Source organism: Pseudomonadota bacterium, assembly GCA_036339585.1.
Taxonomy (GTDB): domain Bacteria; phylum Pseudomonadota; class Alphaproteobacteria; order UBA8366; family UBA8366; genus UBA8366.
Window position 1 is genome coordinate 32078 of record JAYZAS010000002.1, and the last position, 12540, is coordinate 44617.

The 12540-nt window shown below is 45.1% G+C and carries 11 protein-coding genes; 6 read left to right on the top strand and 5 right to left on the bottom strand.

What is annotated here, in order from left to right:
• The first annotated feature begins 56 nt into the window (after nt 1–56).
• The gene (locus tag VX941_01805) at nt 57–1637 is read left to right on the top strand and encodes a lysine--tRNA ligase (protein MEE2932140.1); all 1581 of its coding nucleotides are present in this window, start codon (nt 57–59) and stop codon (nt 1635–1637) included.
• Nucleotides 1638–1645: 8 nt separating this feature from the next.
• On the opposite strand, the gene VX941_01810 is transcribed toward VX941_01805, so the two are convergent.
• Nucleotides 1646–3013, bottom strand: a complete 1368-nt coding sequence (locus VX941_01810) for an amidase (protein MEE2932141.1) — start codon at nt 3011–3013, stop codon at nt 1646–1648.
• A gap of 111 nt (nt 3014–3124) precedes the next feature.
• Here VX941_01810 and VX941_01815 point away from each other — a divergent pair, with 111 nt between their 5' ends.
• The 5 genes from VX941_01815 (at nt 3125) to scpA (ending at nt 9086) form a co-directional block, all read left to right on the top strand.
• Nucleotides 3125–3466 (top strand): DUF952 domain-containing protein, encoded by a 342-nt coding sequence (locus VX941_01815; protein MEE2932142.1) that lies wholly within the window; start codon nt 3125–3127, stop codon nt 3464–3466.
• Nucleotides 3467–3471: 5 nt separating this feature from the next.
• Nucleotides 3472–4518, top strand: a complete 1047-nt coding sequence (locus VX941_01820) for a quinone-dependent dihydroorotate dehydrogenase (GenBank protein MEE2932143.1) — start codon at nt 3472–3474, stop codon at nt 4516–4518.
• A gap of 85 nt (nt 4519–4603) precedes the next feature.
• Nucleotides 4604–5881 carry an EAL domain-containing protein gene (locus VX941_01825; protein ID MEE2932144.1) on the top strand — a complete coding sequence of 426 codons (1278 nt, stop codon included), beginning with the start codon at nt 4604–4606 and terminating at the stop codon, nt 5879–5881.
• 36 nt (nt 5882–5917) lie between these two features.
• Nucleotides 5918–6781: a TIGR01459 family HAD-type hydrolase gene (locus tag VX941_01830; GenBank protein ID MEE2932145.1), complete on the top strand. Its 864-nt coding sequence runs from the start codon at nt 5918–5920 to the stop codon at nt 6779–6781.
• Nucleotides 6782–6929: 148 nt separating this feature from the next.
• Nucleotides 6930–9086, top strand: coding sequence for a methylmalonyl-CoA mutase (gene scpA / locus VX941_01835; protein MEE2932146.1), 2157 nt, complete (start codon nt 6930–6932; stop codon nt 9084–9086).
• 10 nt (nt 9087–9096) lie between these two features.
• Here scpA and tgt read toward each other — a convergent pair whose 3' ends face one another.
• The 4 genes from tgt to VX941_01855 all read right to left on the bottom strand — a co-directional run bounded on the left by tgt (nt 9097) and on the right by VX941_01855 (nt 12539).
• On the bottom strand, nt 9097–10311 hold the full coding sequence (gene tgt / locus VX941_01840) for a tRNA guanosine(34) transglycosylase Tgt (GenBank protein ID MEE2932147.1): 1215 nt from the start codon (nt 10309–10311) through the stop codon (nt 9097–9099).
• Between the two features lie 73 nt (nt 10312–10384).
• Nucleotides 10385–10681 carry a 50S ribosomal protein L28 gene (gene rpmB / locus VX941_01845; protein MEE2932148.1) on the bottom strand — a complete coding sequence of 99 codons (297 nt, stop codon included), beginning with the start codon at nt 10679–10681 and terminating at the stop codon, nt 10385–10387.
• A gap of 83 nt (nt 10682–10764) precedes the next feature.
• Nucleotides 10765–11736, bottom strand: a complete 972-nt coding sequence (meaB, locus tag VX941_01850; GenBank protein ID MEE2932149.1) for a methylmalonyl Co-A mutase-associated GTPase MeaB — start codon at nt 11734–11736, stop codon at nt 10765–10767.
• 236 nt (nt 11737–11972) lie between these two features.
• Nucleotides 11973–12539 carry a GNAT family N-acetyltransferase gene (locus tag VX941_01855; protein ID MEE2932150.1) on the bottom strand — a complete coding sequence of 189 codons (567 nt, stop codon included), beginning with the start codon at nt 12537–12539 and terminating at the stop codon, nt 11973–11975.
• Nucleotide 12540 lies beyond the last annotated feature (1 nt).

Here is a 12540-nt window from a genome sequence, read left to right on the forward strand (position 1 = left end):
CCACATTGACGCCAGCGCGTCTCCTTCATACTGTCCAGTAATTAGTGGAGTAAAACATGATTATTAATAGAGAAATTTCAGAAAAGGCCAAAGCATGGCCTTTCGACGAGGCACGCCGTCTCCTCAAGCGTATCAAGAAAAAAACGCCTGAAAAGGGCTACGTCCTTTTCGAAACTGGCTACGGGCCATCTGGCTTACCACACATTGGTACATTTGGAGAGGTGCAGCGCACGGCAATGGTACGGCAAGCTTTTCAACAAATTTCAGACATTCCAACGAAGCTGATTGCTTTCTCAGATGATATGGATGGATTTCGTAAGGTGCCGGAAAATCTTCCAAAAAAGGAAATGCTACAAGCACACCTACATAAATCGCTAACAAAAGTTCCAGATCCATTCGGCACGCATGAGAGTTTTGCCCACCATAATAACAATAAGCTAAGGGAATTTCTTGATCACTTTGGATTTGACTACGAATTCAAGAGTGCAACCGAGAGTTACTGCACGGGGGAGTTTGATGCCGCCCTATGCCGCATGCTGGAAGTCTATGACAAAGTAATGAGTATAATGCTGCCAACGCTTGGAGAGGAACGTAGAAAGACTTACAGCCCATTTCTGCCAATTTGCCCTGAAACCGATCACGTACTGCAAGTCCCTGTCCTCGAGACAGACCCCAGTGCAAACACAATCGTATATCTTCGAGCTGATGGAAAAAAGATCGAAACTGAGGTCACGGGTGGCAAATGCAAGCTGCAATGGAAACCAGACTGGGCAATGAGGTGGTATACATTTGAAGTTGACTATGAAATGTCAGGCAAAGACTTATTAAGCTCGGTTCAGCAATCGGGCCATATCACTAGGGAGTTAGGCGGCAAACCTCCCCAAAATCTTACCTATGAACTATTTCTTGATGAGCATGGAGAAAAAATCTCAAAATCACGTGGCAACGGCCTAACGATTGACGAATGGCTGAATTATGCTCCCCAGGAGTCTCTCTCTTTATTCATGTATCAGAAACCCAAATCCGCAAAGCGACTTCATTTCGATATCATCCCCCGCAACGTAGACGAATATTTAAATTGTCTGAATAAATTCTTCTCAGAAACACCAAGCCAACAATTTGAAAACCCTGCATGGCATATCCACGGAGGAGCTCCTCCAGAAAATGACTCCCCCTTAACCTTCACGATTTTATTAAACTTGGCGAGTGTGTGTAATACAGAAGACAAGGCTGTTTTGTGGGGTTTCATCACTCGTTATGCACCAAACGCTAACCCAGAGATGAATCCCACATTAGATGCGTTAGTGGAATATTCAATCCGCTACTACAAAGACTTTGTCAAACCTACCAAGAAATTCCGGAGTCCTACAGAACAAGAACGTAAGGCCTTACATAACCTTGCAAAGATGCTAGAGAGCGTGGGCCCTGATACATCCGCAAAAGACTTGCAGAATAAAGTGTTCCAAGCAGGTAAAGAAAGCGGTTTCGAAAATCTGCGGTATTGGTTTAAGGCTTGCTACGAGGTGCTTTTCGGACAAGAGGAGGGACCACGCATGGGTTCTTTCATAGAGCTGTACGGAGTTTCGGAGACAGTCAAATTAATTCGCGAAATACTAGCTGAGACAGATGAAACCTAAGGAATAAACTAATCTTTGACCAACGGCGCTTTCCCCATCAGTTCATCAGCTAGTCCAAGTATACGTTCAGCTGCTAATGCTACCGAAAGGAGCTTTTTGTCTTCTCCTTTACGGCCGATAAATTGAAGTCCTACGGGGAATCCTTTCGCGTCTAACCCTACAGGAATTGTAATCGCACATAAATCTAACAAGTTCACGATAGAAGTATTGCGAAGCGCCCTCATGTTCAATTTTCGATATAATTGTGGCTCCGTAACCTCACGAATTGTTGGCGGGCTTATTGGAACTGTGGGCCCGACCAAAACATCAACATCCACTAGGGTCTGATCAATTTCTTTTGCAAGTAGCATCAATCGTTGTAACCGTTTGTCGTAATCAGAGGCGGAGATATTCGCCATCTTCTCAAACCGGGACTTTACGTTTGGGTCTAACGTATCTTTCCAGTCAGGGAATTCCGTGTTGATTAGCGCCGCAAACTCTGATGCCGCAAGTCCGCCCCGAGAGAAGATCTCTCCCGCCTCAGAAATCGCACGAGGACTTATTTCTGATAAACTTGCTCCCCGCTTTTCAATAGCGCACGTCGCTCTAAGCGCCACTTCTCCTATGTTCGTGTCACAACTATCAAAGAACCAACTGCATATTCCCATCTTCAATCCCAATACGTCGTGTGAGCGCAGGTTCATCAAAAATTGATCAAATGGGATATTAGTCTCCGGGTCAATGACCGAAAACATCACTACTGCGTCAGAAACTGATCGAGTAATTACGCCAGGGGTATCTAAAGAATGACTGAGCGGAACGAGACCTTTAGTCGACCAACGGTTTTTTGTGGTCTTTAATCCCACGGTTCCGGTGAAACTAGCTGGTACTCGCACAGACCCAGCAGTGTCGCTTCCTAACGCGGCTAACGCAGAGCCCTCTTGTATGCTGACACCCGAGCCAGAGCTCGAACCACCTGATACATGAGGTTCATCAATACTCCATGGATTCACTGGTGTTGGCCAATGGGGGTTTGTACCCAAACCACCGAAGGCAAATTCGACCATATGTGTTTTGCCCATAAACACGGCGCCAGCATTTCTCAAACTAAGAATCACTTCCCCTTCAAAACACCATTTCTTAGGCAGCGGATGGGGCGTGCCGGCATATGTTTCAAAGCCATTCAAACCAAACAGGTCTTTGATTGAAATCGGAATCCCGCTTAAGATCCCTGGTTTTTGGTTGCTCGCTGGCGACCAATGACGGTAGGCACACAAAGTTTCTTCATGTTCTCGATACCGTGAGACTGCAGTTTCAATCACCCTATCTCTCATAGAGGGATCATTTGTTATTTTAGGGATAAGCATTTCTAAAGGTAAATCAAACAAACTAACCATCTATTTCTCTGTATTATTTTCGGTAAATAATTGTAATTTGCTCGTGCAATGTTACATCGAAGAAGAGATACGACCTAGGCTTTTGGGAAGAATTATTTTACTCGTATTCCTATGACAATAATTTATCACATCGCTCATGAGCCTGATTGGCGGGCTGCACAAGATTTAGGCTTTTACAAAGGAGGAGACACCTTCGACAAAGAAGGATTCATTCACTTTTCTATTGCCGAAGAGATAAAAATAAGTGCAAAATTACATTACCAGGGCATTGCAGATCTTCTGTTGATTGCGGTTTTTGACTACAAACTGGGCACAGCGTTGAAGTGGGAGACCACTCGTGGAGGGAAATTATTTCCCCATCTCTATGCGCATTTAGATCCATCGTATGTTGAATGGGTTGCACCACTGTGTTTGGGAAAAGACGGCTTGCACATATTCCCTAATTTGGAGTGATTAAAATGGATATGCCATCCACAATTATGCCATTTCTGCGCCAAATAAATCCGGAACGTGCTCACCACCTTACCCTTCTCGCCTTAAAACTGGGTTTTGGACCCTCCGATCCTTATTCAGATCAAAAGTCCCTCGCAATTAAAGTTGCCGGCCTCTCCTTTGAAAACCCAGTAGGCTTAGCAGCAGGCTTTGACAAGAACGCAGAAGTTATCAGTCCAATGCTAAAAGCAGGGTTTGGATTTGTCGAAACAGGTACAGTTACGCCAAAACCGCAGGAGGGTAACACTAAACCACGTGTTTTTCGGCTACCGGAAGACGAAGCAATCATCAATCGGCTTGGCTTCAATAATCAGGGACTTCCGGCTTTTACAAAACGTCTCCAAGCGCACAAAATAAATACCGGCGTTGTGGGTGCAAATATAGGACACAACAAGGCTTCCACGGACCCGATCTCCGATTATATAACCGGTGCCGAAGGGGTGTCTCAATTCTGTGATTATCTTACCATCAATGTTTCCTCCCCGAACACACCGGGCCTCAGATCATTGCAAAGTAAAGATACGTTACATTGCCTAATCGAGTCAGTGTTGAAGGCTATGAACAAAAAAAGGAAACCGGTCTTTGTGAAAATAGCACCTGATCTCACGGAAGAAGAACGAGCCGACATCGCAGATGTTGCTATTAACTCTGGCATTGCGGGATTAATTGTCTCCAACACGACCATAGAACGCAATGCCGGCTTAAAAAATCCTCTTAAAACAGAAACTGGAGGACTCAGTGGGAGACCATTATTGGCCCCCTCGACAGAGTTGCTCTCAGAGATGTATTTTCGTACGGAAGGTAAAATTGCCTTGATCGGCGTAGGCGGCATAGCGTCAGGCAGGGACGCGTATGAAAAGATTTGTGCTGGCGCATCACTTGTCCAGCTCTACACCGGGCTTATTTACCACGGTCCCAAATTAGTGCGCAGAATTAAAGATGAACTTGCGTCTATGCTGAAGCAGGATGACTTTAGTTGCGTAGCTGATGCAGTCGGTAGCCAAGCAAAATAAACTACAGCACTTGCCCCCGACCTAAACGCTGCGTAACCTCTAATTGATTCTGCAGTAATAACAACCAACCATGAAGCATCTACGCATGTCGATCCAAGTTCACGCTATTATCTTTAGTTGCTATTCCGCAGCGTCAGTTGCTGCAATGTTCGTTCTACCTAAATTTGTTACCGGGCTAAGTTATTCCACCACAATACTTTTCGGGTTGCTATTTATCTTAGCCGGAGGTCTTATTCAGGAAATATCATCTCGGACTGCTAATGAAAGGCAGGCTGTGAGACGCCTTATCGTGCTGCGAAAAGCGTACAACCAAAATCAAAAAGATTTAGAACGCAACAGAGACGAGCTAAGGCGTGTTTACGAAGCACTGGAAAATTTCAAATCAAGAGGTAAGACCACACAGACGCCGGGCGACATTGACGAAGTTGCATCCGAGGTTAAGGTTCTGCATGGACTCGTCGAGCAGCTCTATTCCTCTGGCAATACTGAAATCCGACCAATTACGGCGGCATCACTCGATGTTGACCCCACTACCGAGGAGGGATTTGGATCACCTAGCGTCGGGGCCCGAGATGTGAAAGATATAAGCCGCGATCTTTTAGTGGAAATTATGCGCGATGCCCTGCGGCATAATCGAGTAGACCTACATCTTCAGCCCATTGTTACTCTACCACAACGTAAGCGACGATTTTTCGAAAGTTTCATATATATCCGATCAGCCGACGGCGAAGTCATTTCTCCGCTACAGTATGAAGGAGCGGCCAAAGAGAAAAATCTTAGCCTTGCGATTGATAACATGCTTCTTTTTCGAAGCGTGCAGTTACTGCAGAACGCGCACAAACAAAATTACTCAACTGCATTTTTTTGTAATATTTCGGCTGACACGTTTAGTGATCAAAAATTTTTATCAGGGTTCATAGAGTATCTTGAGATTAATCGAAACATGGCACCGTGTGTGGTGTTTCAGCTTTCCCAAGCCGAGCTAGCCGCCCGAGCAGATGACACGGGCCAAGACCTTCAGCGATTGGTAAACGTTGGTTACAGACTGTGCATGAATGAGGTTACTGATTTAACTTTTGATCCTAATGGTTTGGCACGGCTTGGATTTCGATTTGTAAAGATCCATGTAAAAAATCTTTTGAAAAAAAATATAATGGCTACATCTGAGTCTATTCAAAATATGAAAACATCCCTTGATGAAGCAGGTATTGATCTAATCGTAGATGGCATAGAGACAGAACAAGAGCTTATTGATTTGCTCGATTTTAATATCGATTTAGGACAAGGTTATCTTTTCGGCGAACCCCGCATGAGTAAAAATCCAAGCGATAATTCCAAACCTCCGGAACTGCGCGTAGTTTAGAATGAACGAATTAAAACAATTGCATTTCACAATAAAATGACCCAACCCCGTTATATAAAAGTCGTGTCAGATCTGAGATGGAAATATGACCTATTTATTCTTGATCAGTGGGGTGTTTTGCATAATGGTGCTAATGCGCACCAAGGTGCAGTCAATGCAATGACCAGAATAAAATCGGCCGGAAAAAAAATCATTTTGGTATCTAATTCCTCAAGACGAGTTTCGGCTAGTGCAGATGGTTTAAAAAAATTTGGAATCACACCTGACCTATATGACCACATACTCACCTCGGGCGAACTAGCGTGGGAGGCCATTAAAAATCAGACCGATCCTTTTTATCAGCGACTGGGCACAAAGTGTTTTATAATCGGCGATGATCAGCGGGAGGACTTCCTTGATGGCCTTAGCCTCAATCCAGTTAATTGCGTAAAGTCGGCGGATTTTTTATTGGTTGGTGATTTACCAGTCGGACCTATCGAACAATTAACGCCAGTTCTTGTTGAGGCTAAAGCATGTAATTTAACAATGGTAATACTCAATCCGGATATGCTCAGCATAGACCCCAATGGAGAGCTAAGCCCGTGCCCTGGGCAGGTTGGAGATGCATACAGCAAATTAGGGGGAGCCGTTAAAATTCATGGAAAACCAAATCTAAGCGTTTATCAAAAATGCTTTGAACTTGAACCAAACGCCCAAAAAATAGTAGCGATCGGAGACTCACTTCATCACGATATAGCGGGAGCAAGCAATGCAGGTATAGACTCAGTTCTAATTACGAGTGGTATTCATGCTTTTGAGCTCAAAACAGTGCCCGGTTCGAAAGCTAAAGAGAGAGAAGTTCATAGTCTTTGCTCAAGAACTGGAATAACTCCCACGTTCTGGGGAACGCGATTTATATAATCACGAGTTTGTGGGAGGATAGAGGAATAGATAAGTAAATAAAGCTATGCAATCTTCAAATGTTTTGTGCAAAACTTCGCTTCAAATACCTCATTCCAAATTTTGCCTAATTTTGTTTACTCAGTAGTGCACTACTAAACAGCTAGATATGACCAAACCTAACGATATATTTAAGACTTGCACAAAAGACGATTGGGAAAGGCGCGCTCAAAAAGAATTGGGCGACGGTGCAACAGAATCATTGAACTGGTCGACCCCAGAGGGTGTGCCAATTAAATCTCTTTACACAGCTGCAGACCTAGATTCACTCGATCATCTAAATTCTATGCCTGGATTTCCACCATTCATACGGGGCCCTCGGGCGACCATGTATACAGGAAAACCTTGGACAATTCGACAGTATGCGGGCTTTTCCACGGCTGAGGAGTCAAATCAGTTTTATCGTAAGTGTCTTGCTGCAGGACAAATGGGTTTATCCATAGCATTTGATCTCGCTACCCACCGTGGCTATGACTCCGATCATCCGCGGGTGATTGGCGATGTAGGAAAAGCAGGTGTCGCAATTGACTCAGTCGAGGACATGAAGATTTTATTTGATGGTATACCATTAGAAAAAATGAGCGTTTCAATGACAATGAATGGCGCAGTGCTTCCCGTACTTGCTAATTTTATAGTTGCCGGAGAAGAGCAAGGTGTTGCGCCAGCACAGCTATCTGGAACCATTCAAAATGATATTTTGAAAGAGTTTATGGTCCGAAATACATACATCTATCCGCCAGCCCCATCGATGCAGATTGTTGCCGATATAATTGAATATACCTCAAGCAATATGCCGCGTTTCAATTCCGTTTCCATTTCTGGCTATCATATGCAAGAAGCGGGAGCAACGTGTGTGCAAGAATTAGCTTTTACAATCGCAGATGGGATAGAGTACGTGCGCGCGGCTGTCAAAAAAGGGCTGGACGTAGATAAATTTGCACCACGGCTTTCTTTCTTCTTTTGTCTTGGAATGAACTTTTTTATGGAAATTGCTAAACTCCGTGCAGCTCGATTACTCTGGGCAGAGCAAATGCAGAAACATTTCCAACCTAAAACCGAACAATCGTTGATGCTCCGTACTCATTGCCAAACATCCGGCGTAACCCTTACTGAACAGGATCCTTACAATAATATTATCCGCACAACTATTGAGGCCATGGCAGGCGCACTTGGCGGAACGCAATCTCTTCACACTAATAGCTTTGATGAAGCGATGGCATTGCCGAGTGAATTTTCATCGAGAATTGCGCGCAATACTCAACTAGTTTTGCAGGAGGAAACGGGAATAACTAAAGTAGTAGATCCATTGGCAGGGAGTTATTATGTCGAAGCATTAACTGCCAGTGTAGCCTCCCACGCACGGAAATTGATCGAAGAAGTTGAGGATTTGGGTGGAATGACAAGTGCGATTGAGGCTGGCATGCCCAAACTACGAATTGAAGAAGCAGCTGCAGCGCGACAAGCTCGGATTGATCGAGGTGAGGAGGTAATTGTTGGAGTCAACAAATACAAACCCGACCGAAAGGATCCCGTCGAGTTATTAGATATCGATGATACTTCAGTTCGAGACTCGCAAATAAAACGCTTGGAGCGTGTTCGTATCGATCGCGATAACAATCTCTGCCAGACCGCGCTCGAAAAACTTACACAAGTCGCAAAAAGCAAAAACGGTAATCTTCTGGCCTCAGCAATTGAAGCTGCACGTGCACGAGCTACGGTTGGTGAAATTTCTCAGGCCTGTGAAAAAGTGTTTTCTCGTCATCGTGCCGCCGTGCGCTCTATCTCCGGCGTTTACGGTTCTGCTTATGCTGGCGATGAGAACTTTGCAAAAATACAGTCTGAGATTGAATATTTTCAAACTAGTGAAGGACGTCGTCCTCGAATATTGATGATAAAAATGGGACAAGATGGGCATGACCGAGGAGCTAAAGTGATTGCTACGGCTTTCGCAGATATTGGTTTTGATGTAGATGTAGGTCCGCTTTTTCAAACTCCTGAGGAAGCTGCCCGTCAGGCAATCGAAAGTGATGTTCACATAATTGGTGTGTCTTCACAAGCTGCTGGCCACAAAACACTCGTACCTCAGCTGATAAAAATTCTTCGAGAAACGGGGGGAGACGACATTTTAGTGATTTGCGGTGGTGTCATCCCACCTCAAGATTATGAATTCTTATACAAGGCCGGAACCGCAGCGATTTTCGGGCCAGGCACGAATATTCCCGCCGCCGCAGCGGAAATTTTAAGACTAATTAAAAGCAGGAATTAAATATCGGGCGTCAATTCCGAAGCCATTCCTTTTTAACCTCTAAAAACATTCCCTGCGATATTGAAGTTCGAATTACCTCCATCAAACGGTTCATGAAAGCAATATTGTGCTGAGTGAGCAATTGTAGCCCAAGTATCTCATTGGCCTTAATGAGGTGGTGTATATATGAACGGGAAAAATTCATACAAGTGTAGCAGCTACAATCACTCTCCAGTGGTCGTTGGTCCTCACGAAACCTCGCATTACGGATATTAATCCGAAATCTCTCAGCCGTCTTCTTCAATGCCCACCCGTGCCGAGCTATTCTGGTAGGAGTCACACAGTCAAAAGTATCAATCCCCATGCCGACACCCTCCCAGATGTCTCGTACTCCGCCTATGCCCAGTAAATGTGTGGGACGTCCCCGAGCTGCAGCTGAGAGTGGCCCCATCGAATATTCAATGATTTCATACATAGATTCTTTGTGTTCCCCCAAACACCCTCCAACCGCTTGCCCAAAAAATGGTAGTGAAGCTATAAACTCTGCACCCTCACACCTTAAGTCTTTGTAGACTCCACCCTGCACAACACCGTAAAGGGCTTGCGTTCCATCATGACAACGATCAAATTCAACAAGGCTTCGCTTGGCCCATCTGTGTGTAAGATTTAACGATTTTTCAGTGTATTTGCGCTCAACATTGACAGGGGTGCATTCATCTAAAACGACAGCAATATCAGGACCTAATTTACGCTGGATGTTGATTACGGATTCTGGTGTTAATGTGTGTTGTGCTCCATCTTTAGGCGAACGGAATACGGCGCCCTCCTCATCGAGCTTTAAAAGAAGTTTATTCGTTCGGACATTCCCCGACCCACTTCTGTTATTTTTGATTTCTGAGCCACCGACACCGCTGCCAAGACTAAAAATCTGAAAACCACCGCTATCGGTTAAGAGAGGCCCGTTCCATCCCATAAATTGGTGAAGCCCACCTGCCTTGGCGACAAGGTCTGGGCCGGGCTGGACTAGAAGATGATAGGTGTTGGCGAGAATCATTTCGACATTGGCGGACTTGAGGTCACGCGGACTCGCGGCACGTATCGCAGCTTTCGTCGCACAAAAAATGAATGCAGGGGTCATTAACTGTCCGTGCGGCGTGGTTAAGCACCCCAATCTTGCACGAGTGCGTTTGTCCGTCGCTGTGACTTTGAAGCCGAATCCACTATAATCGATATTTTTGGGTGGCACTCTTCACCAATTTTATCTTGATGCAAAATTTTTTGCCGGCTCACGTCTGCTTTCCCAACTCGAGGAAAGCGGGTCAATCCCTAGCTTGTTTTGCAACAGCTCTTTCTAATCGTTTTTTCAGCCTTTTTGCCTCCGGCGTTAATTTACGATTGGGGGTGCCCAACAAAAAAGCATCTAGCCCGCCTTTATGCTCGATGGTGCGAATCGCTGCTGGTGTAACACGTAAGCGCACAGTTTCGCCAAGAATGTCGCTTAACACCGAACTATTTTGCAGATTTGGCAAGTACCGACGCCTCGTTTTGTTATGCGCATGGCTCACATTATTACCAGCCTGAACGCGTTTTCCCAGTATCATACAACGGCGTGACATCTCATCTTCACCATAAATTCAAAGGAATATGGGGACTTCTTTCGCTACTTCGGAAGCCGTTTTAGGGCAGTGAACCCAGCCAGTCAAGCTGGTTTTCCTCCACGAAATCGACGGATCAAGGCTAAGGCCGCATTAGGCGCCGTCATTTCCCCGTTGGCAACCTTGGAACCTAAAATATTCAGCTCATCACCGTTGTCCATATCGAGGCGAAATTCGCGTTCAAATCGTTCACGAATGGAATCCCAAAGCCAAACTCCCGCTTGTTTTTGTCGAACCCGCGCGAACGTGCCATCTGCCGTCATTACACTTCGCCATTTTTCGGCAACTTTCCATATCTCATCAATACCGGTGTTATTCAGAGCAGAACACGTAAGGACTGGCACCTCCCAATTATTTGCATTTGGCCGTAGCATCCTAATTGCACTCTGATAATTGGAAGCAGCAATGCATGCAGATTTTTTGAAATCTCCATCAGCCTTATTAACCAACACAATATCCGCAATTTCAACGATACCCTTTTTCATACCTTGCAATTCATCCCCTCCTGCTGGAGAGAGAAGTAGTAAAAAAAGATCGGTCATATCTGCAACAGCAGTCTCTGATTGGCCTACTCCTACCGTCTCTACGAAAATCACATCAAACCCAGCAGCCTCACAAGCTACCAAAGCCTCGCGGCTACGATTCCCAATTCCACCAAGTGCTCCTCCTGCTGGAGATGGCCGTATAAAAGCATTATCGTTTTTCGAAAGTTCCTCCATGCGTGTTTTGTCACCAAGAATAGAACCCCCGCTCCGTTTTGAAGTAGGGTCAACAGCTAATACTGCTAACTTATGTTCTCGCGCAAGCACGTGAAGTCCCAAACTTTCGATAAACGTTGATTTTCCGGCCCCAGGCGCTCCCGATATGCCAACTCGCATAGACTTACCGGAGTGGGGTGTTAGCTTGGCCAACAGCTCGGATGCCGCTGTTTCGTGATCGGGATTAGTAGATTCTAATAATGTGATCGCTTGGGCCAATGCCCGCCTATTGCCTGAAATCACTCCTTCATAAAGCATTCATTCACCTCTCTTATGACAGTTAATTTCTTCAGACCGCGGACTTATAAATCTATGAAGACTAGCGTTGCAACTTTCAAATACGGCGGATTGACTCATTCTTCAAGAATACGAAAGCCACTAATTTTCAATGAATGATCATAGAGAGAAAATCAAAATACAACCGCAAAGCATACGAGATTTGCTCATTTTTTGTTATATGCAACAGTAATGAAGCCCATGCTAAACATATTGCTTTAAAGCTTGTCGCTGAGCAATTTCGACATAGAAAACTCGTCTACATAAGATCCATTTACATTTAGTGACTCCCTGCGCATGCCTTCAATTCGATATTGCATTTTTTCATAAAGACGCAAAGCTCGTGCGTTATGGCTCATAACTGTCAGCTCCAATCTATGGATGCCAGCATGATGCGCAAAATGTTCGAGACCCTCCATAAGCGTTCTTCCTAACTTCTTGCCCGTATGCTCCTGCAATACACCGACACCCACGGTAGCGGTATAACGATTACGCTGCAGTTCACCTCCCATTATAACAGCCTCGCCAACGGGAAAGTTTCCCTTCCACGCATTGAGAAGTAAGTGCCTCGGTAATTCTTGAAAACGATTGATGATCATCCGCATTTCGTCTATCGAGCCGGCTCGTTCCTCAGAACTACGCAAGAAAAAATCTGTCTCAGACAAGAGTGCGCGCCCGAAGTGAAACAAAGCTTCAGCATCATCGGCGGTCGCAACCCGGATTTTATAGTCGAAACGACCCTTAGCGTTACTCCGTGATGAATTCGGTTTAGCAGTAATAGCCATC

What these genes read in the sequence shown, in the direction of transcription:
- VX941_01805 (MEE2932140.1), top strand. Translation starts at nt 57, where the DNA reads ATGATTATTAATAGAGAAATTTCAGAAAAGGCCAAAGCATGGCCTTTC.
- VX941_01810 (MEE2932141.1), bottom strand. Translation starts at nt 3,013, where the DNA reads ATGGTTAGTTTGTTTGATTTACCTTTAGAAATGCTTATCCCTAAAATA.
- VX941_01815 (MEE2932142.1), top strand. Translation starts at nt 3,125, where the DNA reads ATGACAATAATTTATCACATCGCTCATGAGCCTGATTGGCGGGCTGCA.
- VX941_01820 (MEE2932143.1), top strand. Translation starts at nt 3,472, where the DNA reads ATGGATATGCCATCCACAATTATGCCATTTCTGCGCCAAATAAATCCG.
- VX941_01825 (MEE2932144.1), top strand. Translation starts at nt 4,604, where the DNA reads ATGTCGATCCAAGTTCACGCTATTATCTTTAGTTGCTATTCCGCAGCG.
- VX941_01830 (MEE2932145.1), top strand. Translation starts at nt 5,918, where the DNA reads ATGACCCAACCCCGTTATATAAAAGTCGTGTCAGATCTGAGATGGAAA.
- scpA (MEE2932146.1), top strand. Translation starts at nt 6,930, where the DNA reads ATGACCAAACCTAACGATATATTTAAGACTTGCACAAAAGACGATTGG.
- rpmB (MEE2932148.1), bottom strand. Translation starts at nt 10,681, where the DNA reads ATGTCACGCCGTTGTATGATACTGGGAAAACGCGTTCAGGCTGGTAAT.
- meaB (MEE2932149.1), bottom strand. Translation starts at nt 11,736, where the DNA reads ATGCTTTATGAAGGAGTGATTTCAGGCAATAGGCGGGCATTGGCCCAA.
- VX941_01855 (MEE2932150.1), bottom strand. Translation starts at nt 12,539, where the DNA reads ATGGCTATTACTGCTAAACCGAATTCATCACGGAGTAACGCTAAGGGT.